This window comes from Burkholderia sp. AU16741 (genome assembly GCF_002223345.1).
In the GTDB taxonomy this organism is placed as follows: Bacteria; Pseudomonadota; Gammaproteobacteria; order Burkholderiales; family Burkholderiaceae; genus Burkholderia; species Burkholderia sola.
Genome location: NZ_NKEZ01000003.1, coordinates 1,025,865 through 1,049,713, shown reverse-complemented (window position 1 = coordinate 1,049,713; position 23,849 = coordinate 1,025,865). Strand labels below are relative to the sequence as shown.

Below are 23,849 nucleotides of genomic sequence, written 5' to 3'. Positions count from 1 at the left end.
GAAAATCGCCATGAGCGACCAACAAAACGCCGCCAGCGCGCAGCCGCAGAACAACGGCAAGCGCAAACGAATGATGACGCTGCTCGTCGCGGTCATCGTGATCGCGGCCATCGCATACGGCCTGTACTACTTCCTCGTCGCTCGCTTCCATGAAGACACCGACGACGCGTACGTGAACGGCAACGTCGTGCAGATCACACCGCAAGTCACCGGCACCGTGATCGCCGTGAAGGCGGACGATACGCAAACGGTCAAGGCCGGCGATCCGCTCGTCGTGCTCGATCCGGCCGATTCGCAGGTCGCACTGCAGCAGGCGGAAGCGAACCTCGCGCAGACGGTGCGCCAGGTGCGCGGCCTGTTCGTCAACGACGACCAGTATCGCGCGCAAGTCGCGCTGCGCCAGTCCGATCTGTCGAAGGCGCAGGACGACCTGCGTCGCCGCCTCGCCGTCGCGCAAACGGGCGCCGTGTCGCAGGAAGAAATCTCGCACGCACGCGACGCGGTGAAGGCCGCGCAGGCATCGGTCGACGCCGCGCAGCAGCAACTCGCATCGAATCGCGCATTGACCGCGAACACCACGATCGCATCGCACCCGAACGTGATGGCCGCCGCCGCGAAGGTGCGCGACGCGTACCTCGCCAACGCGCGTAACGTGCTGCCGGCGCCGGTCACCGGCTACGTCGCGAAGCGCTCGGTGCAGGTCGGCCAGCGCGTGTCGCCCGGCAACCCGCTGATGTCGGTGGTGCCGCTCAATGCCGTGTGGGTCGACGCGAACTTCAAGGAAGTCCAGCTGAAGCACATGCGCATCGGCCAGCCGGTCGAGATGACGGCCGACATCTACGGTTCGTCGGTCACGTACCACGGCAAGGTCGTCGGCTTCTCGGCCGGCACGGGTTCGGCGTTCTCGCTGCTGCCGGCGCAGAACGCGACCGGCAACTGGATCAAGGTCGTGCAGCGCCTGCCGGTGCGGATCGAGCTCGACCCGAAGGAACTCGACAAGCATCCGCTGCGCATCGGCCTGTCGATGCAGGTCGACGTGGACATCAAGGACGAACGCGGCGACCAGCTCGTCAACGCGCCGAACACCGTCTACGAGACCAATGTGTTCGCGAAATACGGCGACGAAGCCGACGCCGAAATCGCGCGCATCATCGCCGAGAACGCCGGCGGCAATGCATCGACGCCGGTCGCGGCGAAGCAAGGCAGCGCCGCGAAAATGATGTAACCGTTCCGACTTCGGAAAGACAACCGACATGGCACAGGCTCCTGTCTCCCACCCGCCCCTGCAGGGCGGGCAACTCCTGCTCGGGACGATCGCGGTATCGCTCGCGGTGTTCATGAACGTGCTCGACACGTCCATCGCGAACGTCGCGATCCCGACCATCTCGGGCGACCTCGGCGTGTCGTCCGACCAGGGCACGTGGGTCATCACGTCGTTCGCGGTCGCGAACGCAATCTCGGTGCCGTTGACCGGCTGGCTGACCGATCGTTTCGGGCAAGTCCGTCTGTTCCTCGCATCGATCATCCTGTTCGTCATCTCGTCGTGGATGTGCGGGCTGGCGCCGAGCCTGCCGTTCCTGCTCGCGTCGCGCGTGCTCCAGGGCGCCGTCGCGGGCCCGATGATTCCGCTGTCGCAAGCGCTCCTGCTGTCGAGCTATCCGCGCGCGAAGGCGCCGATGGCGCTCGCACTATGGGCGATGACGACGCTGATCGCCCCCGTCGCGGGCCCGATTCTCGGCGGCTGGATCTCGGACAACTATTCGTGGCCGTGGATCTTCTACGTCAACATCCCGGTTGGCATCGCCGCCGCCGCCGCGACGTGGGTGATCTACCGCAGTCGGGAGTCGGCCGTGCGCCGTGCGCCGATCGACGGCGTGGGCCTCGCGCTGCTGGTCGTCTGGGTCGGCTCGCTGCAGATCATGCTCGACAAGGGCAAGGACCTGGACTGGTTCGCGTCGACGACGATCGTCGTGCTCGCGCTGACCGCTGTCATTGCTTTCGCGTTCTTCGTGATCTGGGAGCTGACCGCCGAGCACCCGGTCGTCGACCTGTCGCTGTTCCGCATGCGGAACTTCACCGGCGGGACGATCGCGCTGTCGATCGGATACGGCCTGTACTTCGGCAACCTCGTACTGTTGCCGCTGTGGCTGCAGACGCAGATCGGCTACACCGCGACCGACGCCGGCCTCGTGATGGCGCCGGTCGGGTTGTTCGCCATCCTGTTGTCGCCACTCACCGGGAAGTATCTGCCGCGCACCGATCCGCGCTTCATCTCGACGGCATCGTTCCTCACGTTCGCGCTGTGCTTCTGGATGCGGTCGCGCTACACGACCGGCGTCGACGAATGGTCGCTGACGCTGCCGACGCTCGTGCAAGGCATCGCGATGGCCGGCTTCTTCATCCCGCTGGTATCGATCACGCTGTCCGGCCTGCCCGGCCACCGTATTCCCGCGGCGTCCGGCCTGTCGAACTTCGTGCGGATCATGTGCGGCGGCATCGGCACGTCGATCTTCCAGACCGCGTGGGATCATCGGAACAACTTCCATCACGCGCAACTGGTCGAGCAGGCGAACCCGTACAACCCGACGTTCAACCAGGCCGTCACCCAGATGGGCAATCTCGGGCTCACGCGGGAGCAGGCACACGGCCTGATCAACAACATGGCCACGCAGCAGGCTGCGCAGCTCGGCGTGAACGATCTGTTCTACATTTCTGCGGCGATCTTCGTGCTGCTGATCGGGCTGATCTGGATCACGAAGCCCGAACGCGCGGGCGGCGGCGATGCGGGTGCGGCGGCATCGGCCGCACACTGAGCGCCACGTTCAAGGCAACGCACCCAACAAAAAACCCGGTCGATTTCGACCGGGTTTTTTCGTTTCGACGACGGCGCTTGCGCACCTCGCATCACTCAGCCGTCACGACGAGCCGTTCCGGTGCGAGCACGCCGTTCGCCTTGCGCGCGACGCCGAGCAACCGCGTTGTGTCGTACACGCGCACGCGCTCCCCTTCCGCCGCATCGATCGAATCAAGCGCCGACAGCGGGAGGCGTTGCCCGTGGAGAAAGCGCTTCGCGGCGGCTTCGTCGAGGCGCACCAGCGGAAACGTCGACAGCAGCGCATCGACCGGCTGCAGCCACGCATCGCGCGCCGATTCGGCAGCGTCCGACAGCGCATCGAGCGTCACCGCATGCTCGAGCGTCAGCGCGCCGACGCCCGTGCGACGCAGCATCGTCAGATGCGCGCCGCAACCCAGCGTCTCGCCGATATCCTCGGCCAGCGTACGCACATACGTGCCTTTGCTGCAGGTCACGCGAAACGTCACGTCGGGCAGCTCGCAGGCGAGCAGTTCGAGCACGTGGATCGTCACGTTGCGACCTTCCCGCTCGACGGTCTGGCCCGCGCGCGCGTATTCATACAGCGGCTTGCCGTCGCGCTTGAGCGCCGAATACATCGGCGGTATCTGCACGATGTCGCCGGTGAAGCGCACGAGCGCGGCTTCCACCGCCGCACGATCGCATTCGACCGGCCGCGAGTCGATCACGTCGCCTTCCGCGTCGCCGGTCGCCGTGCGCTGCCCGAGACGCATCGTCGCTTCATAGGTCTTGTCGGCGTCGAGCAGATCCTGCGAAAACTTGGTCGCTTCGCCGAAACACAACGGCAGCAGACCCGAAGCCAGCGGATCGAGCGTGCCGGTATGGCCGGCCTTCTTCGCGAGAAGCAGGCGCTTCGCGCGAATCAGCGCATCGTTGCTGGACAGGCCGACCGGCTTGTCCAGCAGGAGAACGCCGTCCAGCACGCGCCGGGGCACGCGCGGACGTTGGGGTGCTGCATTCGTCATAGGCCCGTCGAGCTCAGTCGTCCTTGGCAGGCGCGTCGGCCTCGTCGTCGTCCTTCGCACGCGTCGAGTTCGCTTCCTTGATCAGGCGCGACATTTCGACGGCCTTCTCGATCGTCTGGTCGTAGTGGAAATGCAGCGTCGGCACCGTATGGATGTGCAGGCGCTTGAACAGCAGGTTGTGCAGGTGACCCGACGCATGGTTCAGCGCCTCCTGCGTCTTTTCAGGATCGCCGGTGAGCGCCGTGAAGTAGACCTTCGCGTGCGCATAGTCCGGCGTGAGTTCCACGCTCTGGATGGTCACGATGCCAATGCGCGGATCCTTGACCTCGCGCATGATGAGTTCGGACAGATCGCGCTGAATCTGGTCGGCGATCTGAACGTTGCGATTGGGGGAAGTACGTTTCCTGGACATGATCGATCCGTGATCCGTTTATCAGGATGAAGCAGCGGCCGTTTTCGGCACGCCACCATGAAAATGGGCGGGACAGGCCCAAGCCTGCCCCGCCCATGAGCCGATGCGCGACGATTACAGCGTACGCGCGACTTCGGTCACTTCGAAGACTTCGAACTGGTCGCCTTCGACGATGTCGTTGAAGTTCTTCACCGACATACCGCACTCGAAGCCTTGCTTCACTTCCTTCACGTCGTCCTTGAAGCGCTTCAGCGATTCGAGTTCACCCGTGAAGATCACGACGTTGTTGCGCAGCACGCGCACCGACGACGAGCGCTTGACGATACCGTCCGTCACCATACAGCCGGCGACCGTGCCGATCTTCGGTACCTTGAACACCTGACGCACCTCGACCATGCCGGTGATGACCTCGCGCTTCTCCGGCGCCAGCATGCCCGACATCGCCGCCTTCACCTCATCCACTGCGTCGTAGATGATGTTGTAGTAGCGGATATCGATGCCGTTCGCCTCGGCCAGCTTGCGTGCCTGAGCATCCGCACGCGTGTTGAAGCCGATGATGACCGCCTTCGATGCCGTCGCGAGGTTGACGTCGTTTTCGCTGATGCCGCCCACCGCGCTGTGCACGATCTGCACGCGCACTTCGTCGGTCGACAACTTGAGCAGCGACTGCACGAGCGCTTCCTGCGAACCCTGCACGTCGGCCTTGATGATGAGCGGCAGGTTCTGCACTTCGCCTTCGCCCATCTGCTCGAGCATGCTTTCCAGCTTCGCGGCCTGCTGCTTCGCGAGCTTCACGTCGCGGAACTTGCCCTGACGGAACAGCGCGATTTCACGCGCCTTGCGCTCGTCCGGCAGCACGATCACTTCCTCGCCCGCACCCGGCACTTCCGACAGACCCTGGATTTCGACCGGGATCGACGGGCCGGCTTCCTTCGTCGGCTTGCCGTTCTCGTCGAGCATCGCACGGACGCGGCCGTAGGCCGTACCCGCCAGCACGATGTCGCCGCGGTTCAGCGTACCGGACTGCACGAGGATCGTCGCGACCGGGCCTTTACCCTTGTCGAGCTTCGCTTCGATCACGATGCCCTTGGCCGGCGCTTCGACCGGCGCCTTCAGTTCCAGCACTTCGGCCTGCAGCAGCACGTTCTCGAGCAGATCGTCGATGCCCGCACCCGTCTTGGCCGACACCGGCACGAACGGCGAATCGCCACCGTACTCTTCCGGCACGACGCCTTCCGCGACCAGCTCCTGCTTGACGCGATCGGGGTTCGCGTCCGGCTTGTCGATCTTGTTGATCGCGACGACGATCGGCACGCCACCCGCCTTCGCGTGGGCGATCGCTTCCTTCGTCTGCGGCATCACGCCGTCGTCGGCTGCCACCACCAGCACCACGATGTCCGTCGCCTTAGCGCCGCGTGCACGCATTGCCGTGAACGCTTCGTGACCCGGCGTATCGAGGAACGTGATGACGCCGCGCGGCGTTTCGACATGGTAAGCGCCGATGTGCTGCGTAATGCCGCCCGCTTCGCCCGCTGCAACCTTCGCGCGGCGGATGTGGTCGAGCAGCGAGGTCTTGCCGTGGTCGACGTGACCCATCACCGTGACGACCGGCGGACGCGGCAATTGCTCCGCATCGGTACCGGTTTCGCCTTCGACGAGCAGCGCTTCCGGATCGTCCAGCTTCGCCGCAACCGCGCGGTGGCCCAATTCCTCGACGATGATCATCGCCGTTTCCTGGTCCAGCACCTGGTTGATCGTGACCATCTGGCCCATCTTCATCATCACCTTGATGACTTCGGAGGCCTTGATCGACATCTTGTGCGCGAGATCGGCAACCGACACGGTTTCCGGCACGTGCACTTCGCGAACGATCGGTTCGGTCGGCGCCTGGAACGTCGAGCTGTCCTGGTGACGGCCGCGACCCTTCGGGCCGCCGCGCCAGCCGCGGTCGACGCCGCCGCTCGAGTCGCCGCGCGTCTTGATGCCGCGGCGCTTCGATGCGTCGTCCTGCCAGCCGCCCTTGCCTGCGCCCGGCTTCTTGTTGCGGTCACCCGCACCTGCCGGCGCCTGCGTGGTAGCCGGAGCCGCCGCACCGGCCGGCTTCTTCACGGCCGGACGCGCCTGCGCACCCTCCGGCTTCGCCGGCTTGTGCAGCGTGCCCTTCGCTTCAGCCGGCTTCGGCGGCTCGACCGGCTTCGGCGGCTCGACTGCCTTGACCACGGCCTTGCGCGGCGTGTTCATCATTTCGCGGATCGCGCGTGCTTCGGCTTCCGCCGCCGCGCGACGCTTGCTGATCTCTTCCTGCTCGGCGCGCGCCTTGTCGGCTGCCTCGCGGGCAGCGTCCTCGGCCTTCTTCGCCGCTTCGCGCTGGGCCGCGCGTTCGGCGGCCGCGCGTGCTTCGTCCTGCGCGGACTGCGTCGGCGCCGTTTCCTGCTCGGCAGCAGCAGCCTGCTGCGCTGCCGCCTGCTGCTGGGCCGCGGCGGCTTCCGCGGCGGCACGCTTCGTCGCCGCTTCTTCCTCGGCGCGACGGCGCTCGGCCTCGGCCGCTTCCTCGCGGGCACGGCGTTCGGCTTCCTCGCGCTCCAGGCGTTCCTGGCGCTCGCGCAGTTCCTGCGCCTGCTTCTCGAGCAGCTCGGCCTCGCGGCGCGCCTCTTCCTCGCGACGCTTCAGTTCTGCATCGTCGTCCGCTTCGGCGACCTGCGCCTGACCCGGTTCCGCACCTTCTGCCACGTCGTCGCGCTTGACGAACGTACGCTTCTTGCGGACCTCGACCTGAATGGTGCGAGCCTTGCCCGTCGCGTCAGATTGCTTGATCTCCGACGTATGCTTGCGGGTCAGCGTGATCTTGCGCTTGTCGCCGTCGGTTGCGCCGTGCGACTTGCGCAAATGATCGAGCAGACGCGCCTTGTCCGCTTCGGACAGCGCATCGTCTTCACTCGCTTTCTGGACGCCCGCTGCCTGCAGCTGTTCGAGCAGCACACCAGCAGGCATTTTCAGTTCCGCGGCAAATTGGGCTACGTTGTTACTCGCCATTCATTCCTCTTAGTGCAAGGACCGATTCCTTGCGGTTAGCATCGGGTCAGGCCATACGGCCGCCATCAAATCAGTGCGCCATGGTCATTTCTCACTGGAACCAATGTTCACGTGCTTTCATGATCAACGCCTTAGCGGCATCCTCTTCCATTCCGGTCATGTCGACCAGTTCATCTACAGCCAGTTCGGCGAGATCGTCGCGCGTCTGCACGCCGTGTTCGGCCAGCTTCGCGAGCAGCTCCGGCGTGATGCCGTCGAGGCTCTTGAGATCCAGCGCTGCGTTCTCGACCTTTTCTTCGTTCGCGATGGCCATCGTCAACAGCGCGTCGCGTGCGCGGTTGCGCAGTTCGTGCACGGTGTCCTCGTCGAACGCCTCGATTTCGAGCATTTCGTTGAGCGGCACGTACGCGATTTCTTCGAGGCTCGTGAAGCCTTCGTCGATCAGGATGTCGGCAACTTCTTCGTCGACGTCGAGACGCGCCATGAACAGCGCACGCAGCCGGTCGCGCTCTTCGCCCTGCTTCAGCGCGGATTCATCCGGCGTCATGATGTTGATCTGCCAGCCGGTCAGTTCGCCGGCAAGGCGCACGTTCTGACCGCTGCGGCCGATCGCGACAGCCAGCTCGTTCTCGTCGACGACGACGTCCATCGAATGCTTTTCTTCATCGACGACGATCGACTGGACGGCTGCCGGCGCGAGCGCGCCGATCACGAACTGGGCGGGATCTTCCGACCATAGCACGATGTCGATGTTTTCGCCACCGAGCTCGTTGCGCACGGCCTGCACGCGGGAACCGCGGATGCCGACGCAGGTGCCGATCGGATCGATCCGCTTGTCGTACGCGATGACGCCGATCTTCGCGCGCACGCCCGGGTCGCGGGCGGCCGCCTTGATCTCGAGCAGGCCCTGCTCGATTTCCGGCACTTCCATCTCGAACAGCTTCATCAGGAACTCGGGCGCCGTGCGCGAGAGTTCGATTTGCGGGCCGCGCGCGGTGCGGTCGACCTTCGCGATATATGCACGCACGCGGTCGCCCACGCGCAGGTTTTCCTTCGGGATCAACTGGTCGCGGCGCAGCAGCGCCTCGACACGACCCGATTCGACGATGAAGTTGCCCTTGTCTAGGCGCTTCACCGTGCCCGTCATGATCTTTTCGCCACGCTCGAGGTAGTCGTTCAGGATCTGCTCGCGCTCCGCGTCGCGCACCTTCTGCAGGATCACCTGCTTCGCGGCCTGCGCGCCGATGCGACCGAATTCGATCGACGGAACGGGTTCCTCGACATACTCGCCGACTTCGACGTCGGGATTCTGCTCACGTGCTTCGAACAGCAGGATCTCGCGATCCGGCTCCTGCAAGCCTGCCTCGTCGGGCACGACGAGCCAGCGACGGAAGGTTTCGTGCTCGCCGCTTTCGCGATCGATATGGACGCGGATTTCGGCGCCTTCGTCGAACAGCTTCTTGGAAGCGGACGCGAGCGCAGCCTCGAGGGCGCCCAGCACCACATCCTTGTCGACGTTTTTCTCGCGCGCCAGCGCATCCACCAGCATCAACACTTCGCGACTCATTATTTGCGGCTCCTAAAGTCAACTTGCGGAATCAGGCGGGCTTTGTCGATATCGGCCAGCGTGAAATCCAGCATGGCTGCCTCGCCCTTCTTCCCCTCAAATTCCAAACCGATCGTTTCGCCGTTCGGCGCGTGCAGAATGCCCCGGTACGTCTTGCGCCCGTCCAGCGGCTTTTTCAAGGTCACGGAAACTTCGCTGCCGGCGAAGCGCTCGAAGTCGGCCAGCTTCTTCAACGGGCGGTCGAGCCCCGGGGACGAGACTTCGAGCCGTTCGTAATCGATGTTTTCGACCGTCAAGACGTGCTGGAGCTGACGCGTAACCTTTTCGCAATCTTCGAGCGAGATGCCGGCAGGCTGATCGATATAGATGCAAAGCATGCCGCGCCCGGTGCGCTCGAGTTCCACCAGCTCGTAGCCGAGCCCGGTGACCGTGGTTTCTATCAGTTCCGTCAGTTGCACAGTGTCCTCTCAGGTGTTCGCGCCCGCCGCTCGCGATTCACCCGCGGGCGCGCGCCTTAGCCGGCGCAGGAAGCGCTACCCGAGATGCCAAACCGTTTCAGCAAAAAAAAATGGGCGGAACGCCCATCTTCTTACTGGTGGTCGCACCTGAGCCGCACATTGAATCCGTACGCCCAGCGACTCCGCGATTATAGCGATTTTTGGCGCAAACGCCAAGCCAGCCGGTAACAGCAGCGCGCCGGCGGCCTTTACGGACCGAAAATGCGAAATCGAGCTGCCCGATCGACCGGTAACACCCTACCGCACCGGTGATCATCGCTGTCGCGGCACGCGACATGGATGCAGCCAAACCCGCCAACGCAATGCGCCGATCGCCCCGACCGGCCGGACGCCGGCCAGCCGACGAATCGGCGGCGTAGCGCCGCCGCACGCCAATCAATTAATAGACGCTCAGCGGCTGCGCGTACGACTGCGCTGCGGACGCTGACCGCCGCGCGGGCCGCCGTTGCCGGCGCCTTCGCCACGATTGCCGTTCGGATTGCGATTGCCGCCGCCCTTGCTGCCGCCGCGCTTGCCGCCCGCGCCATCGCGCTTCGGGCCTGCGCCATATGACGCGCGATTGCCGTCGACATCGCGACCGCCGCCTGCGCGGTTGCCGTCGCGGCCGCCGCCCGCGCGGTTGCCATCACGGCCCCCGCCCGGGCGATTGCCGTAACCCGACGGCGTGACCGGCAGGCTGCCGTAGCCGCTCAGGCCCGGCAGGCCCGGCCCGCCGCGTCGGCCACCGCCGCGACGCGGCTGGTCGAGTTGCCCATGCGTCGTCAGCACCGGCTCGCGACTGATGAAGCCCATCGACGTCTCCATCGGATCGGGCTGGCGACGCTCGGTCGGACCGGCGCCGCCGCGCTTGCCCTTTTCCTCGGTCGGGGCCTTCAGGCCGACGGTCGCCATCAGCTTGCGCACCTGCGCGTCGTCGAGCTCTTCCCAACGGCCACGCTTCAGGCCGCGCGGCAGCGGAATCGGGCCGTGACGCGTACGGATCAGCCGGCTCACCATCAGGCCGACCGCCTCGAACATCCGGCGCACTTCGCGGTTGCGGCCCTCGGCCAGCGCGACGTGATACCAGTGGTTCGTGCCTTCGCCGCCGCCATCGCGGATGCGCAGGAAATTCGCCGGACCGTCGTCGAGCTCGACGCCGTGCAGCAGCTTCTGCCGCATGCCTTCGGCCAGCTCGCCGACCACACGCACCGCGTACTCGCGCTCGACGCTGTAACGCGGATGCATGAAGCGGTTCGCGAGATCACCCGAGGTCGTCAGCATCAACAGACCTTCGGTATTGAAGTCGAGACGGCCCACTGCAAGCCATTTCGCCGTCTTCATCGGCGGCAGACGGTCGAACACCGACGGACGGCCTTCCGGATCCGCGTGGCTGACGATCTCGCCCGTCGGCTTGTGATACAGCAGCACGCGCGGCGGCTTGTTCGGCAGCTTGCGCTTGACCGGCTTGCCGTTGATCCGCACCTGGTCGGTCGGCATGATCCGCTGGCCGATGTGCGCGGGCTCGCCGTTTACCGACACGCGGCCGGCGACGATCAGCTCTTCCATTTCGCGGCGCGAACCCATGCCCGCTTCCGCCAGCACCTTGTGGAGCTTCGGCGCGTCGTCGTCCGGCGACAGCACGCGCTTGTTCGCGGGCTGGGCGCGGCCGCGGCGCAGCATCGGCGCACGTACGCCGCCCCCCCCCGCGGAGTTGTCCGCGTCGAAGGCGGGCGACGTCACGTATGCGAACAGTTCGTCCTGGGACGCATCGCCGTCCGCTGCCTTCGCCGGGCCGCCTTCGGCCTTCGGCGCACCGCGACGGCCCTGGCCGCCCTGCCCGCCCTTGGCCGCGCCTTCGCGCTTGGCGGCCGGCTTGCGACCGCCCTTGGCCGCGCCTTCCTTGCGCGGCGCACGGGCCGGCTGCGCGTCGGCAGCGTCGGCCGGCTGCGCCTCCGCACCCTCGGCGCCCGGCTGCTCGCCTTCGGCGCCCTTCGACTTGGCCGCCGCGCGACGCCGCGCGATCAGGCTACGCGGGCCGCGCCGCAGACCGCGGCGGGGACGCTCGTCGCCACCCGCGGCCGAAGCATCCTGCTCCGGCGCATCGTCGGCACGCGCTGCCTGCACGGCAGGCGCGGACGATTCAATATCGTGGATATCTGTCAAAACAACCTCAAAATGTCAGGTCTCGCGCCCGGCGCGGGCGCGGCAAGAAGTTGGCCGCGATCAGGCGCGACGCTGTTCGGGTTCTGCTTCGTCGTCCGGAAGCGCGTCGGCGCCGATGGGCGCACTGGCGCTTCGTACGGCATCCGCGAGACTGTCGGACGTGTCGTCCAGCGTCTCGTCGTCCGCAGGACGGGCACGGGAGGCGTCGGCCTGATCGGCCTCGCCGGACATGTCGCCGGCCGCTTCCGCCCCGTCTCCGGCAGCCGCTTCGGCGGCCGGCTTGCGATCTTCCTCGCTCCAATCCGCACGCTGCGGCTCGGGCTGCACATCGGTCGGCACTGCTTCGGTGCCCACCCGTTCCGTCTGCTCCGCTTGCCCACGATCAGCATCGAGCGTATCGCGACTCGGAATTTCCTGCGTCGACGCGACGTCGGCCCCTTCTTCGGCCGACTCGCCGGCGGGCGCTTCATCCGCCAGCGCCTGCGGCACGTCGGCCGCCGGCATGTCGCCATCGAAATCCATCGCCTGCTGCGCGAGCAGCGCGGCCTCGATGTTCGCGGCCGGCTCTTCGAGCGCAGGCAGGTCGTCGAGCGCCTTCAGGCCGAGATCGTCGAGAAACTGCTTGGTCGTCGCATACAGCGCCGGACGCCCCGGCACGTCGCGATGACCGATCACCTCGATCCAGCCGCGGTCCTCGAGTTGCTTGACCACTTGCGTATTGACCGTGACGCCGCGAATCTCTTCGATGTCGCCGCGCGTGACGGGCTGCCGGTACGCGATGATCGCGAGCGTTTCGAGCACCGCGCGCGAATATTTCGGCGGCTTCTCGGGATGCAGGCGATCCAGATAATGACGCATCGCCGGCTTGCTCTGAAAGCGCCATCCGGTCGCCAGCGCCACCAGTTCGACACCGCGACCGGACCAATCCTGTTTCAGATCTTCGAGCAACGTGCGGACCGTGTCAGCCGACACGCCGTCGGCAAAGAGCTTGCGCAAATCGCCGAGCTTCAGCGGTTCCTGCGCGCAGATCAAAGCAGTCTCGAGGACGATCTTCGCCTCTTGGGTATTCATGCAGCTAGGCCAGACCCTGTGGTCAAACGAACCGGATCAACAAACAGACGAAAGGAACGGAAGACGCGCTCGCCCGATTCTGATCGGTCATATTGATGGGAGCACGAACCGGGGGCGGCGAACCAACAACTTCAGGCCAGGCCCAAACCGGACGGAACAGCACGGCTCAACGACGGAACCGCGTGACTGAGCGCCATATTACGCAAAATTGCCCGGTGCGTAAAGATGAGCGGAACAGGCCGCCGCCCGGCCGGCGCGCCCGCTCCGTCCCCGCTTCAGCGGACGCCCGCGCCATGCGCCAGGAACCGGCGCAGCCGCTCGACGCCCGCGTCGAGCCGCGCCGGATCGCACGCATAACACCAGCGCACGAACCCTTCTCCCTCCGGGCCGAACGCGCGCCCGGGCGCCAGGCCGAGCCCCGCGTCGCGCACCAGCGTCTTGCAGAACGCGAGGCTGTCGGCCGCGCCCGGCAGCCGCAGGAACAGGTACATCGCGCCCGGCGGAGGCGGCACCTCGACGCCCGGCAGCGTCCGCAGCGCGGCGACCAGGTGGTCGCGCGCATCGCGCAGCGCCATGACGAACGACCGCACGAACGGCTCGCCGTCGCGCAACGCGACCTCGGCCGCTGCCTGCACGAAGCCCGGCGCACACGACGTGTTGTATTCGACGAGCTTCGACAAATCGCCCATCACCGACGCCGGCGCAATCAGCCATCCGAGCCGCCAGCCCGTCATCGCCCATGCTTTCGAGAATGAATTCACGACCACGACGCGCTCGTCGCGAGACGCGATGTCGAGAAACGACGGCGCGCCGCCCTCGTCGAATGCAAGCCGCTCATACACCTCGTCGGCGACCAGCCAGATGCCGTGACGACGGCAATGGGCGAGCACGGCCTGCTGATCGTCGCGCGACATCGTCCAGCCGGTCGGGTTGTTCGGCGAGTTGATCAGCAGCATCCGCGTATCGGGTGTCAGCGCCGCGAGCAGCCGACCGACATCGAGCTGCCAGCCCGCGTCGCCGTAGTCGAGCGGCACGCAATCGACCTGCGCGCCGAGAATCTTGGGAATCTCCACGAGATTGGGCCACAGCGGCGTGACCGCGACGACACGCTCGCCCGGCCCGACCAGCATCTGGGCGGCCAGCATCAGCGCACTCACGCCCGAACTCGTCACGGCTACCGTGTCGGCCGCCGTCGCGCCGTGACGCGCGCCGACGTAGGCCGCGATCGCGTCGCGCAGCGGCGCGGTGCCGAGATTGTGCGTGTAGAACGTCGCACCATCGCGCAGCGCCGCCGCCGCGGCGTCGCGGATGAAGGCCGGCGTCACGCGATCGGATTCGCCGAACCAGAACGGCAGCATGTCCGGCACGCCGAAGCCGGCGTTCGCGACCTCGCGGATCAGCGACGGGCGCAGCGCGTGCACCGCGGCGCGCGCCGCCGGCACGTCGTTCGCCGGGAAAGAACCTTCGGAATGCGTCATCGAGAGCCACCACCGAGGAACACGATCCGCGTAGTGTACCGGCCGGCAAGCCGGACCAGGGCACGCCGAAGCGCGTCAGTCGAGATCCTCGGCCCGCGCCGGCATCTGCCGCACCAGCTCCCAGATCGCCTGCGCGGCGAGCGACAACGACCGGTCGCGGCGGCGCACCAGCTCGACGGTGCGTTCGGTGCGCGGCGTGAGCGGCCGCGCGACGAGCGTCGAGCCGGCGGGCAGCGGCAGCGACAGCCACGGCTGCACGCTCACGCCCACACCGTCCTCGACCAGCCCGAACACGGTCGCCGAATGCCCGAGCTCCTGCATGACCGTCGCGTTGACGCGATGCGTGGCCAGCGCCGCATCGATCAGCGGCCGGCTGCCCGACGCATGATCGAGCAGCACCAGGCGCTCGCCGTCCAGGGCCGTCCACGGCACCTCGGCCCGCGCCGCGAGCGGATGGTCGGCGCGCGCGACGAGGCAGAACGAATCGGTCATCAGCGGCTCGCAGACGAGATCGCCGACCGTCAGCGGCCCGATCACGACGCCGAAGTCGGCTTCGCTCGACTTCACCTTGCGCAGCACGTCGCTCTGTACGTCGTCGCGCAGGCCGAGCGTCACGAACGGGAACTGGCGCTCGCACGACGCCACCACGCGCGGCATCAACCTGCATGCGATCGTCGGGCTTGCCGCGACGATCACGCGCCCGCGACGCTGCTCGCCAATCTCGCGAATCTCGCGCAGCGTGTCGTCGAGATCGTCGAGCAGGCGCGACACGCTCGCGATCAGGTTTCCGCCGACGTCGGTCAGTTGCACGTCGCGGGTCGTCCGGTCGATCAGCTTCAACCCGAGTTCGGCCTCGAGCTCACGCACGCAACGGCTGACCGCGGACTGCGTAAGCCCGATCTCGTCCCCCGCCCGACTGAAGCTCTTGAGCCGCGCGACCTCGATGAACACGCGAAGCTGGCGCAGCGTAACGTTCATGTCCCGACCTCATCAATCGCCGATATCGATGCGTGATTCTAATGTGCGACGCCGTCCGGGTGAACGAATCCGGCCCCCGCCGTCCATGTTTCGCTGCGGTGCAATAGATTCGCAAACGCACGTGACATGGGCGAATTGCACAAGATTGGTGATTGTCCCGATTTGCTGACGGGTTATTTTGGCGTCTTATACGCCCCTAGCTGACTTAGCCGTTAGCTCGCTGCCAAGCGGCTCTCGAGGGATTCACCTCCGACATGGCACGCTTCGTGCATTACCTTGCGCACAGGGTGCAGGTTACGTCGGACGGAAGAGCAGAAACGCCGCTGCCGGCCAACCGGACGCCCCCACCCGGCACTCGACGATCGAGTGCTTGAAGAGTGCGCGGCGCAGGGCAGCGCACCGGAGTTAGCTTCGCTGAGGTGAGGACATGATGCTGTTCGACGATTTGAGAGATAACGAATGGGCGCTGGTCGAGGGTCTGTTTTGCTCGGAGCCCGCGCGCAGTGAGCGGCGCGGCCGTCCCCGCGTGGAAGCCCGGTCGGTGGTCAACGCCGTGCTCTGGGTGCTGTCGACGGGTGAAGGCTGGTCGAAACTGCCGGGCCGCTATCCGTCCCCGCCGACCTGCCGCCGCCGCTTCGACGAATGGCAGGCTGACGGCACGCTCGCCGAAATCGTGAAACGACTCGGCACGAGCGGCCGGCAAATCTCGCTGCGCGGACGCATCGGCGCAAGCGCGGCGAAGCCGCCCGCCCCGCCGAGCCGCGACCGGCTGCGCGGCGCCTTCTGGACCAATCCGGAATCCTGGCGCGCGCCCGTCAAGATGGCGTAACGAATGCTCGATCGGGCGGCTTCGGCCGCCCGCCGTCTTTCTGCGATGCGACCTGGTTGCGTCGCATGCATTGCCGTCGATTACCGTTGTCGCGCCGCGAAACATCTATTTACCAATATTTACAGCAAGCCTGCACTCCCACGCTTACCTTAGCGTCATATCAACAGGCCGCACGGACGGCTTGAGAGGGAGCCCCGCCATGAAAACAATGTCACTGCTCGCTGCATGCGGCATTGTCGTTTCCGTGGCGCTCGCCGCTCCGACCCATGCCGACGATCGCGTGAAGCCGCCCCATCGCCAGCAGGATCACCGCAACAGCCTCCGCCAGCCCCCGGCCGCCAACCCGTCCAGCCGGCAAACCGTGCCGCGCGGCGACCTGCGCGGCGACATCGCCAGCAACGCGCGGGCGCGGATCGGCTCACAGCCGCCGGGCATGTCGCGTCATCCGTAGTCCTGCCGGTTTCGAGATTTCGCCAAAGAAAGTGCCCGCATCGGGGAACTGCGCCGCATGCGGCGAGTCACATCGTTGCCATGAGCACAGCGTGGCAGCAGCAAAAGTATCCGGTACGCCCGTATCCTCGCGATACGGGCTTTTTTTTGCATCGCAGCTACGCGGTGTTGGGAGGGATGAAGCCCGCTACAGGCGGCTTTCGAGAATCGCCACGGCGCTCGCTTCGCTCAACGCGTAGTCGTCCATGCGGCGATCAGTCCAGGAAAGTAATTTCTCGGCCTGCTCGAGGCGCGAGAATTCGGCTCGACCGCTGTCGGTCAGTATGGCAATGTCGACCGGGGCATGAAAGCCCGGTGCGGGGGCGACGGTCTTCTGCCTGACCGTGTCCATCAGCCCGAGCGACCGGAGATACTCGAACACGCCCGGGCGGCGTGCCCACGGTACCTGGCGGTACTGCACTCGTCTCAATGCGTCGAGCACCGCTTCGTTGGAATACGTGGCCATCTCGATTCTTTCTTAAAGTGCAGCGACAATGCGAAGCGGCGCGCCGGACGGGGTCTCCGCCCGCCGAAACCGCCACCGGTTCTGGAGGCCGACGTTGTTCGGCATCGCGTCAGGGCCGTATCGTCAGCCGTCCATAAAAAGACACCATACCCCAATCAAATTGATTCTGTTCGATTCATTTGTACTTCTCTTCACCGCTTTCATGCTCTGCCGCAAGCAGCGTCGAGCCATTTCGATCGCCGCCGCGGCGCTGTTCTGGCTGCTCGCGACGGGCTGGCTCGCGGCGCCGCTGATCGCCTGGACCGAGGCCGGCGTCGCGCCGGTCGAGCGCCCCGACATGCATGGGCGCACCACGCTGATCCTCATCGGCGCCGGCACGCACCGCACCGAAACCGGATTGCAACCGCCGCCCGACGGCGCTGCGCGCATCCGCAAGGTCGCGACGCTCTATCGCACGTGCCGGCAGCAAGCCGCGCGCTGCACCGTCGTGATGTCGGGCGGCGACCCGCAACATCACGGCGACACGGAGGCGGCCGTCTATGGGCGCCAGCTCGTCGCGCAAGGCGTGGCGCCCGCCGACCTCGTGCTTGAACCGAATAGCCGCACGACCTACGAAAACGCGAAATTCACTGCGTCTATACTACGCTCACAGTATGACGACGCGCGCATTCTCGTCACGTCGTCGTATCAGATGCGCCGGGCCCTGCTCGATTTCCGCCGTTTCGGCATCGACCCACAGCCCGTTTATGCGAATCTCCGACGCGCGCAGACGGGCTGGCTGCCGCGCTGGCGCAATGTGGTCAACGCCAACCAGGCGCTGCACGAGCTGGTGGGAATCGCGCAATTCCACGTGTATCGCTGGCTCGGCTGGTTTTGACGACACCGAGAAAACCGGCGCGAAAATCGCGCCACCGCCCCGGATGGCAGACGCGTGACGACGTGCGCGAAGTGTTGCGCGACTTCAACGGGGCCTTGCGTCGTGCGACGATCCGGTGCACATTGATCCGTCACTTTTGTTACACTCGACACGCACTCGACTGCAGTCGCCAGACGAAACGGCAACACTCGGGTTCATCACCACTTAGCGGAGGTAAAGCAATGAAGAAGACGTCCCTGGCTATCCTGGTAGCGATGTCGGCGCTGACTGGCGCAGCGTATGCGCAAGAGAGCACGCAGATCCAAACCATCACCGATCCGGCCAAGATCGCCGAGATCGAGCAGCGCGCACAAGCGCTGCAACAGCAACAAGCGGCCGAAGCGGCTCAGCCGGCGGCGCAGGAAGAGCATCACCACGGCAAGAAGGGCGCGCATCACAAGGCAGCAGCAAAGAAGGCCGCCAAGAAGGCGAAGGCTGCAGACGCTGCCAGCCAGTAAGTTCGGCGGCACCGCACCAGCGAAAAGCCGAATCCGGGCAACCGGGTTCGGCTTTTTTGGTTGCGGCGCCTGCGCGCTGTGCTAAAGTCGCGCACCGAAATTTTCCACCCGTGCGCACCCCGGTGCGGAGGACAGCATGAGCAACATTCAACTCGACATCGAGTGGACCGAAGCCGCCACTCGCCAGATCAAGCAACTGATGCCCCGCGGCTCGGCGGACGCGTTCCTCGCGCTGCCGCCGATCGAGTGCCTGCCGATGGAGGGCGACGTGCTGTTCCTCGGCCCGCAAGGCAAGCAGCAACCGTTCATCGTTGCCGAGCGCCAGTATCACCATGACGGCGACGCCGACTGGACGATCATCCTGATCCTGGACGTACCCGGCACGTCGCACTGACGCGCCGCCGCGACCGGACACGTCCGGTCGCCCCGCCCGGCTCACGCTCAGACGAGCTTCGACAGCACGCGGATTTCGGAACGCTCGATCCAGTCCGCGGCCGCTTCGCGATAAGCGAGAATATGCGCGGAACGCGCATGAGCAGCCAACGCCTCCTCGCTCTCCCAACGCTCGACGAATACGAACCGCGCGGGCTCCTTCAGATCCCGGTGCAGGTCGTACTGCAATGCGCCGGCTTCGTTGCGGGTCGGCTCGACGATTCCCTCGAGCGCGGTGCGCAGTTTTTCCTCCGCGCCGGGTTTCGCCACGATCAGCGCCACGACTGCAATTTCCGCCATTCCCGCCTCCGTCATCCCAAAAAGTCCGAGAATACGCGAATCCCGCAGCCCGCATCGGCTCCGCCGATACGGCATGACGATGGCACCAAAAAAATAGCCCGCGCTTCAGAGAAGCGCGGGCGAAACCGTCGCCCTACGAGGATAGGCGACGGGGCCATCGAGATCCGCACGCTGGCGCGGATCATCATCTGTTGCGCGCACGCATGTCGCGTCCGCATATGAAAGCGTCGAGACCGTTGTTCGGCGCACGCGACGCACGCTCCGGACGCTGACGCCCACCTCCCTGTTCTAGCGATTCAAACCTATAAAGCAGGTTGCGTGCCAGGCGTGACATGCACGACACTCCGTTGATTTGAAAGGACAATTTTTAAGATCGGCGACAATGTGACACGTGTTCTGTCGGCGTAACGCCCGGACGTTACGTAACGTCACGAGGCTAAGCCGAACCACCCGCACAATCGCCCACGCTGCGGAGCGACCATGAAAAAAGCCCGCCGAAGGCTAATGCCGTTCAGTTAAGGTTCTTTTTAAGGACACGGACGGCATAGCGTTTTGGCACGGCCTTCACGGCCCGCTCGAATTTTCGAGCGGGCCGTTCTTCTTTGAGTAGCGCGACCAGACGTAGTCGCAGTCGTTGCAGCAGGGCTGGGAGTTTGCCCTGCGCACGGGTAACCGCGGCCCAGTGCAATTCGTACTGGATGACGTGGAAGGCGCGCACGAAGCTAATCTCGGTCGGCTCGCACTTCACCGCAAGCGCGGCCTTGGCAATCTCCAATCGCACGAGGTTGTAGGCAATCAGCGCGCCCCAGATTTCCTGATACACCCCCTCAACGCTGCGGCTGCGCAGGATCGGCGCCATGCCCATCATCGTCTGCTTGAGTTCTCGATAGCTGGTTTCAATTTGCCAGCGGCGCGCATAGCAGGCCACGATATCGGCGCTCGTGTAGCGTTTTCGGTCGAACAGTGACGTCAGCAGTACGCGCTTGCGGGCACTTGAGTCGACCAGGGTGACGGCTCGCGCCTGCCACACCTCTGGCAGGTCCGGGCATTTCTTGCGTGCCTGGGGCGACACGCGCATGCTTACCACCGCATCATCAGGCGTTCCCTCGATGACTTCCCATTTGGTGTTGGCCTTGGCCGGGATGAGGAAGTGACGGTTCGAACCCGCGCGGCTCAAGCCACACAGGATTTCTGCAGATAGAAACCCCTTGTCGAATACCGTCAGCGAATCATCGGGGATGGCGTCGAGCAGATCCTTGGCATATAGCATCTCGTTCGTGCCATACGGACCGAACGCCGCGCTGCGGATCAGGTGCGTGGGCACGGCAGTCAGCGTCACGCCACGGACCTGCGGATAACTGGCGATGGTGTTGCCGGCATAAACCTGGGCGCCGAAATGAGCCCGATGTTCGGGGGTGTCCGCCGTCCTGAGCGTCGTGCCATCCATCGCAAACAGGCTCAACCCCTTGAACAGGTATTGTTTGCGGTCCTGCTCGGCCCACGCCTTGGCCGACAATTCGAACAGCGCCTTCAGTGGTTGCGCGCCCAGGCGCTGCCGGGCCTGAGCGACAGCGCTCTTGCTGACGAACGGCGCCTGCATATCCGGTAGCGCAAGATCGAGATCGTCGACAACCTCGCTGATCGATTGATGCCGATACAATGCCAGCGCAATAACCAGCCAAACAACCTGTTCAGCGGGCAAGCGGCGTTGCCGGATGCTCGCCCGTCCCGTGTAAGCCACCACCTGCTCAATCCACTCGTAGGGCAAGTGCTCACCCAGACGAGCCCAGTCGGGCGTCTCCTGTTCTTCAGCGAGAAAATTCAGGGTGTCATCAAGCATGGCGACGCAGGTTAACAGCCTCCATCACCGTTTACAACACCCAAAACAAAAATGCCGTTCAGTTCTTAACTGAACGGCATTACCCGCCGAAGGCGGGCTTTTCGAGGGTGCGGGAAACGCCGGGATCAGCGGAGCTGATTCACGAGCAACCCCATGATCTGGCGAGCCGGCGACGACGTGTCGATCGCACCCGCATCGTCGACGACCGCGACGCGCGTCTGGTCGGCCGTGAGCGCCTTCACGTTGACGCGATACTGCTTCGCCTGCTTTTCCTTCTTGCCGTGGAACAGCTGGCTCCAGAAGCCCTGCTCGGCCGAGCTCAGATCCTTCGGATCGACATAGCGCACGAAATACAGGCCCTTCGAGCGATCGCGATCGTCGACCGTGAAGTTCGCGCGATCGAGCGCGAGACCAACGTGCAGCCACGACCGGTCGTACGGCTCGCCGAGCGTGACTTCGGACGGCACGGCCGCTTCAGCCGCGTCGTTGCCTTGCGCCGACGTGCGCGACACGTTCTGCGCGGCGATTGCCGCAGCGGCCTTCGACGACGCGTCGGCATCGGCCTTCTTGTCCTTCGGCACCGCGTTGTCCTTGATGTTCGCGATCGGCGGCTCGCCATTCTTCGCGCGCTGCTCGTTCTGCGCGAGCACGGCCATCAGCCGCTTCAGGTATTCCGTCTCGAGCGCCGGATCGTTCGGCTTCGGCTCCCACTTGCTCGAATCGTTGTTCGCGCCGGTGATCGCCTCGCGCATCCCCTTCTGGCTGATGAACACGTAGGTGCCGCCGTTCGGCGCCGAGTCGAGACGCGTACGGTACTTGTTGCGCTCGGCCGTCACGTACGAATTGCCCATCGCCTTCGAGATCACGCTGCGAATCAGGCCGTCGTTGATCTGCGGATGGGTTTCGTTCCAGTCGGTTTCCATCACGCCCTTGTCGCGCTGGTCGACGACGAGCAGGAAGCCCTGCTCCTGCCAGAAACGGCGAACCTGCGGCCAGATGGCGGCCGGTTGCTTGCCGTCGATCACGAGCCAGCTTTCGGTGCCGTCGCGCTGGATATGCATGCCGGCCACGGCCGGCGCGACGGTGTCCAGCGCCGGCGCGGCCTGCTGGACCTGCTTGAGCGCGGACAGGGAAGTCGCGCCGCCCTGGGGCGGCAGCGAACGCTGATCGGCCGTCTCGTCGAGCATGTTGGGCGGCACTGCAAGCGACGCTTCCTTCGATTTCGAATCGCTCTTGTAGTCCACTTTCGTGGGCGACGACGTACCGCAACCGGCGACGAGCGCGCCGGTGGCGAGCACTGCAGCGAACCGCATGGTAAGACGAAGATCAGTCATGTTCGGGGAATCCTCTTCCGCTAAATCACGGCGCTTTCCGTGGATCAACCGTGCATTTTACCGGGGCCGCGCTGCGATGTGCAAAAAAGCGACGGCCAAGAAAAAACCCGCGTCAGCTTGAACTGACGCGGGTTCTTGTCTGGTCGGGGCGAGAGGATTTGAACCTCTACGAACCCACGGTGGAATAAGGCTCTCGGGGCAATGTGTCGGTCAAAACCGCTGTGCTGGTTGACAGAGTCTCGCCAGACTATCACCTCCTCACGCCCCCGTCCAAAAGGGTCGTCGCCTCAATCGATGGAACTATCAGCAGACTTTCGTCGATACCTATTCGAAGATTGCGTTCACCAAGCTCTACGATCGCAAAACGCCCTTGCCGGCGGCGGACCTGCTCAACGATCGCGTTGTTCCGTTCTTCGACAGCTTCGGCATCCCACTGCTACGTGTGCTGACGGAGCGCGGGACGGAATACTACGGCGACCCCGAGCATCACGAATACGAGCTGTATCTGGCCGTGGAAGACATCGACCATACTGGAACCAAAGCCAAGTCGCCTCAAACCAACGGAATCGTCGAACGGCTGCACAAGACCATGCTCAACGAGTTCTATCGCATCGTTTTCCGCAAGAAGATTTACGACTCGATCGCCACCTTGCAGACGGACCTTGATGCGTGAGTCGGCTAGTACAACAATGAACGAGAGCATCAGGGGCGCTGGTGTTACGGCAAGACACCGATGCGCACTTTCCTCGATTCGCTCGAGCTCGCCAAGGAGAAACTCATCCCCCACTGATGACTCGTTCTTTGTCGGTCCGACTACCTGTCAGATCGAGTCCCGACTAATACACATGACTGGAAGACCGCCATGAACCAATTCGCTATCCTTTACGCAGATCGATTCGTCCGGCCTTCCGTGTAACTACTCAACCTGCCTTGAACACGGAAATCCTGACACCCCCATACATCCATGGCTGGCGAGAAAAGAGACCTTACATATGCCTACGCTCGTTCACGACTGTCCGCACTGTGGTGCAACAAAAGCGGCATTCACAATCCCATACGGGAACGTGCATCAGACCGACCCACACCAGTGGAACCTGTTGGGGCTTTGTCCTGCATGTGGCCACGGCGTTGCAATTCGCGCCTATACGCATCGGTCCAATACACCTATTGCGAACCTGCCTCAATTTGTACATGGCAACCTCGCCCTCCACAACTCTGTCAGACAGGTCATGGTCTTTCCGGAAACGGAAAAAATCGAGTCGCCAGAGCACATTCCCGAGCGCGCCGCTCGCGCCTTCGACGAAGGGAGCGACTGTCTCGCGCGTGGAAGTGCAACCGCTGCCGCCGCCATGTTCCGCCGCTGCCTCGAAATCGCGCTCAAGGAGCACAGTCCTGATATCGAGGCATGGAAGCTCGAAAAACGTATCGACAAGCTGTTCACCGAAGGACGAATTACTGTCGACCTGAAGGAATGGGCCCATCGCATACGACTCGAAGGAAATGACGCGCTTCACGAAGCCGAAGAATTCACGCCAGAAACTGCAGGCGAAATGATGGAATTCACGCGAATGGTCCTCATGTACCTCTACACACTCCCCGAACGAATTAAGTTGCGGATTGAAACCGTCGAGGCAGCGAAAACCGACTAACCTCGTAACCGGCTCCGTGCTTGTGTCCGGGAACGTCAGCACCGATGCATCGACGTTCGGAACCCGTGCTACGATCCCGCGAAAATCAAATACGGAGGTT

20 protein-coding genes, 1 tRNA gene and 2 pseudogenes are annotated in these 23,849 nt (G+C 64.6%); 9 read left to right on the top strand and 14 right to left on the bottom strand.

Going from position 1 to position 23,849, the window contains the following annotated elements; genetic code table 11:
- The first annotated feature begins 10 nt into the window (after positions 1 to 10).
- Positions 11 to 1,225, top strand: a complete 1,215-nt coding sequence (locus tag CFB89_RS07285) for an HlyD family secretion protein (RefSeq protein ID WP_089467303.1) — start codon at positions 11 to 13, stop codon at positions 1,223 to 1,225.
- A gap of 28 nt (positions 1,226 to 1,253) precedes the next feature.
- A complete protein-coding gene (locus CFB89_RS07280) occupies positions 1,254 to 2,813 on the top strand; it encodes a DHA2 family efflux MFS transporter permease subunit (protein ID WP_089467302.1) in 1,560 nt (519 codons plus the stop codon).
- Between the two features lie 91 nt (positions 2,814 to 2,904).
- Here the strand turns inward: CFB89_RS07280 and truB are convergent, their stop codons facing one another.
- The 9 genes from truB to CFB89_RS07235 form a co-directional block, all read right to left on the bottom strand.
- Entirely contained in the window at positions 2,905 to 3,837 is a 933-nt protein-coding gene (gene truB / locus CFB89_RS07275) for a tRNA pseudouridine(55) synthase TruB (protein ID WP_089467301.1), read from the bottom strand.
- A 13-nt stretch (positions 3,838 to 3,850) separates the two neighbouring features.
- A complete protein-coding gene (gene rbfA, locus CFB89_RS07270) occupies positions 3,851 to 4,249 on the bottom strand; it encodes a 30S ribosome-binding factor RbfA (RefSeq protein ID WP_034190142.1) in 399 nt (132 codons plus the stop codon).
- Between the two features lie 114 nt (positions 4,250 to 4,363).
- Positions 4,364 to 7,282, bottom strand: coding sequence for a translation initiation factor IF-2 (gene infB, locus CFB89_RS07265; protein WP_089467300.1), 2,919 nt, complete (start codon positions 7,280 to 7,282; stop codon positions 4,364 to 4,366).
- Between the two features lie 91 nt (positions 7,283 to 7,373).
- Positions 7,374 to 8,849 carry a transcription termination factor NusA gene (nusA, locus tag CFB89_RS07260; protein ID WP_059499058.1) on the bottom strand — a complete coding sequence of 492 codons (1,476 nt, stop codon included), beginning with the start codon at positions 8,847 to 8,849 and terminating at the stop codon, positions 7,374 to 7,376.
- On the bottom strand, positions 8,849 to 9,307 hold the full coding sequence (rimP, locus tag CFB89_RS07255) for a ribosome maturation factor RimP (protein WP_006476167.1): 459 nt from the start codon (positions 9,305 to 9,307) through the stop codon (positions 8,849 to 8,851). The genes nusA and rimP overlap by 1 nt, the downstream gene beginning before the upstream one ends.
- Before the next feature lie 450 nt (positions 9,308 to 9,757).
- Entirely contained in the window at positions 9,758 to 11,509 is a 1,752-nt protein-coding gene (rluB, locus tag CFB89_RS07250) for a 23S rRNA pseudouridine(2605) synthase RluB (protein WP_089467299.1), read from the bottom strand.
- A 60-nt stretch (positions 11,510 to 11,569) separates the two neighbouring features.
- The gene (gene scpB, locus CFB89_RS07245) at positions 11,570 to 12,580 is read right to left on the bottom strand and encodes an SMC-Scp complex subunit ScpB (protein WP_089467298.1); all 1,011 of its coding nucleotides are present in this window, start codon (positions 12,578 to 12,580) and stop codon (positions 11,570 to 11,572) included.
- 275 nt (positions 12,581 to 12,855) lie between these two features.
- Entirely contained in the window at positions 12,856 to 14,058 is a 1,203-nt protein-coding gene (locus tag CFB89_RS07240) for a pyridoxal phosphate-dependent aminotransferase (protein WP_089467297.1), read from the bottom strand.
- A 75-nt stretch (positions 14,059 to 14,133) separates the two neighbouring features.
- A complete protein-coding gene (locus tag CFB89_RS07235) occupies positions 14,134 to 15,036 on the bottom strand; it encodes a LysR family transcriptional regulator (RefSeq protein ID WP_089467296.1) in 903 nt (300 codons plus the stop codon).
- A 430-nt stretch (positions 15,037 to 15,466) separates the two neighbouring features.
- Here CFB89_RS07235 and CFB89_RS07230 point away from each other — a divergent pair.
- Together CFB89_RS07230 and CFB89_RS07225 are read left to right on the top strand one after the other, a co-directional pair.
- Positions 15,467 to 15,862: pseudogene (locus CFB89_RS07230) on the top strand (transposase); the annotation flags it as partial.
- Positions 15,863 to 16,064: 202 nt separating this feature from the next.
- The gene (locus CFB89_RS07225; protein ID WP_089467295.1) at positions 16,065 to 16,316 is read left to right on the top strand and encodes a hypothetical protein; all 252 of its coding nucleotides are present in this window, start codon (positions 16,065 to 16,067) and stop codon (positions 16,314 to 16,316) included.
- Between the two features lie 186 nt (positions 16,317 to 16,502).
- On the opposite strand, the gene CFB89_RS07220 is transcribed toward CFB89_RS07225, so the two are convergent.
- Complete coding sequence (locus tag CFB89_RS07220) at positions 16,503 to 16,820, bottom strand: hypothetical protein (protein WP_089467294.1); 318 nt, start codon at positions 16,818 to 16,820, stop codon at positions 16,503 to 16,505.
- 160 nt (positions 16,821 to 16,980) lie between these two features.
- Here CFB89_RS07220 and CFB89_RS07215 point away from each other — a divergent pair, with 160 nt between their 5' ends.
- The 3 genes from CFB89_RS07215 (at position 16,981) to CFB89_RS07205 (ending at position 18,588) form a co-directional block, all read left to right on the top strand.
- The gene (locus CFB89_RS07215; protein ID WP_089467293.1) at positions 16,981 to 17,697 is read left to right on the top strand and encodes a YdcF family protein; all 717 of its coding nucleotides are present in this window, start codon (positions 16,981 to 16,983) and stop codon (positions 17,695 to 17,697) included.
- Between the two features lie 221 nt (positions 17,698 to 17,918).
- The gene (locus CFB89_RS07210) at positions 17,919 to 18,194 is read left to right on the top strand and encodes a hypothetical protein (protein ID WP_089467292.1); all 276 of its coding nucleotides are present in this window, start codon (positions 17,919 to 17,921) and stop codon (positions 18,192 to 18,194) included.
- A 136-nt stretch (positions 18,195 to 18,330) separates the two neighbouring features.
- The gene (locus CFB89_RS07205) at positions 18,331 to 18,588 is read left to right on the top strand and encodes a hypothetical protein (RefSeq protein ID WP_034184019.1); all 258 of its coding nucleotides are present in this window, start codon (positions 18,331 to 18,333) and stop codon (positions 18,586 to 18,588) included.
- Positions 18,589 to 18,635: 47 nt separating this feature from the next.
- Here CFB89_RS07205 and CFB89_RS07200 read toward each other — a convergent pair whose 3' ends face one another.
- From CFB89_RS07200 to CFB89_RS34810, 4 genes are all read right to left on the bottom strand, one after another.
- Positions 18,636 to 18,926 carry a putative quinol monooxygenase gene (locus tag CFB89_RS07200; RefSeq protein WP_089467938.1) on the bottom strand — a complete coding sequence of 97 codons (291 nt, stop codon included), beginning with the start codon at positions 18,924 to 18,926 and terminating at the stop codon, positions 18,636 to 18,638.
- A gap of 511 nt (positions 18,927 to 19,437) precedes the next feature.
- Positions 19,438 to 20,766 carry an IS4 family transposase gene (locus CFB89_RS07195; protein ID WP_089466718.1) on the bottom strand — a complete coding sequence of 443 codons (1,329 nt, stop codon included), beginning with the start codon at positions 20,764 to 20,766 and terminating at the stop codon, positions 19,438 to 19,440.
- 125 nt (positions 20,767 to 20,891) lie between these two features.
- On the bottom strand, positions 20,892 to 22,100 hold the full coding sequence (gene bamC / locus CFB89_RS07190) for an outer membrane protein assembly factor BamC (protein ID WP_089467291.1): 1,209 nt from the start codon (positions 22,098 to 22,100) through the stop codon (positions 20,892 to 20,894).
- A 140-nt stretch (positions 22,101 to 22,240) separates the two neighbouring features.
- A tRNA-OTHER gene (locus CFB89_RS34810) sits at positions 22,241 to 22,368 on the bottom strand.
- 33 nt (positions 22,369 to 22,401) lie between these two features.
- On the opposite strand from CFB89_RS34810, the pseudogene CFB89_RS07185 reads away from it, so the two are divergent.
- Together CFB89_RS07185 and CFB89_RS07180 are read left to right on the top strand one after the other, a co-directional pair.
- Positions 22,402 to 22,890: pseudogene (locus CFB89_RS07185) on the top strand (integrase core domain-containing protein); the annotation flags it as partial.
- A 274-nt stretch (positions 22,891 to 23,164) separates the two neighbouring features.
- Positions 23,165 to 23,749, top strand: coding sequence for a DUF4145 domain-containing protein (locus CFB89_RS07180; RefSeq protein WP_256979596.1), 585 nt, complete (start codon positions 23,165 to 23,167; stop codon positions 23,747 to 23,749).
- Positions 23,750 to 23,849: the final 100 nt, after the last annotated feature.

Excerpts from the sequence above, each read along its gene's own strand:
- CFB89_RS07280 (WP_089467302.1), top strand. The coding sequence starts at position 1,254 with ATGGCACAGGCTCCTGTCTCCCACCCGCCCCTGCAGGGCGGGCAACTC.
- nusA (WP_059499058.1), bottom strand. The coding sequence starts at position 8,849 with ATGAGTCGCGAAGTGTTGATGCTGGTGGATGCGCTGGCGCGCGAGAAA.
- rbfA (WP_034190142.1), bottom strand. The coding sequence starts at position 4,249 with ATGTCCAGGAAACGTACTTCCCCCAATCGCAACGTTCAGATCGCCGAC.
- CFB89_RS07285 (WP_089467303.1), top strand. The coding sequence starts at position 11 with ATGAGCGACCAACAAAACGCCGCCAGCGCGCAGCCGCAGAACAACGGC.
- CFB89_RS07240 (WP_089467297.1), bottom strand. The coding sequence starts at position 14,058 with ATGACGCATTCCGAAGGTTCTTTCCCGGCGAACGACGTGCCGGCGGCG.
- bamC (WP_089467291.1), bottom strand. The coding sequence starts at position 22,100 with ATGACTGATCTTCGTCTTACCATGCGGTTCGCTGCAGTGCTCGCCACC.
- CFB89_RS07195 (WP_089466718.1), bottom strand. The coding sequence starts at position 20,766 with ATGCTTGATGACACCCTGAATTTTCTCGCTGAAGAACAGGAGACGCCC.
- CFB89_RS07220 (WP_089467294.1), bottom strand. The coding sequence starts at position 16,820 with ATGGCCACGTATTCCAACGAAGCGGTGCTCGACGCATTGAGACGAGTG.
- truB (WP_089467301.1), bottom strand. The coding sequence starts at position 3,837 with ATGACGAATGCAGCACCCCAACGTCCGCGCGTGCCCCGGCGCGTGCTG.
- CFB89_RS07235 (WP_089467296.1), bottom strand. The coding sequence starts at position 15,036 with ATGAACGTTACGCTGCGCCAGCTTCGCGTGTTCATCGAGGTCGCGCGG.
- CFB89_RS07210 (WP_089467292.1), top strand. The coding sequence starts at position 17,919 with ATGAAGAAGACGTCCCTGGCTATCCTGGTAGCGATGTCGGCGCTGACT.
- CFB89_RS07200 (WP_089467938.1), bottom strand. The coding sequence starts at position 18,926 with ATGGCGGAAATTGCAGTCGTGGCGCTGATCGTGGCGAAACCCGGCGCG.
- CFB89_RS07205 (WP_034184019.1), top strand. The coding sequence starts at position 18,331 with ATGAGCAACATTCAACTCGACATCGAGTGGACCGAAGCCGCCACTCGC.
- infB (WP_089467300.1), bottom strand. The coding sequence starts at position 7,282 with ATGGCGAGTAACAACGTAGCCCAATTTGCCGCGGAACTGAAAATGCCT.
- scpB (WP_089467298.1), bottom strand. The coding sequence starts at position 12,580 with ATGAATACCCAAGAGGCGAAGATCGTCCTCGAGACTGCTTTGATCTGC.
- CFB89_RS07225 (WP_089467295.1), top strand. The coding sequence starts at position 16,065 with ATGAAAACAATGTCACTGCTCGCTGCATGCGGCATTGTCGTTTCCGTG.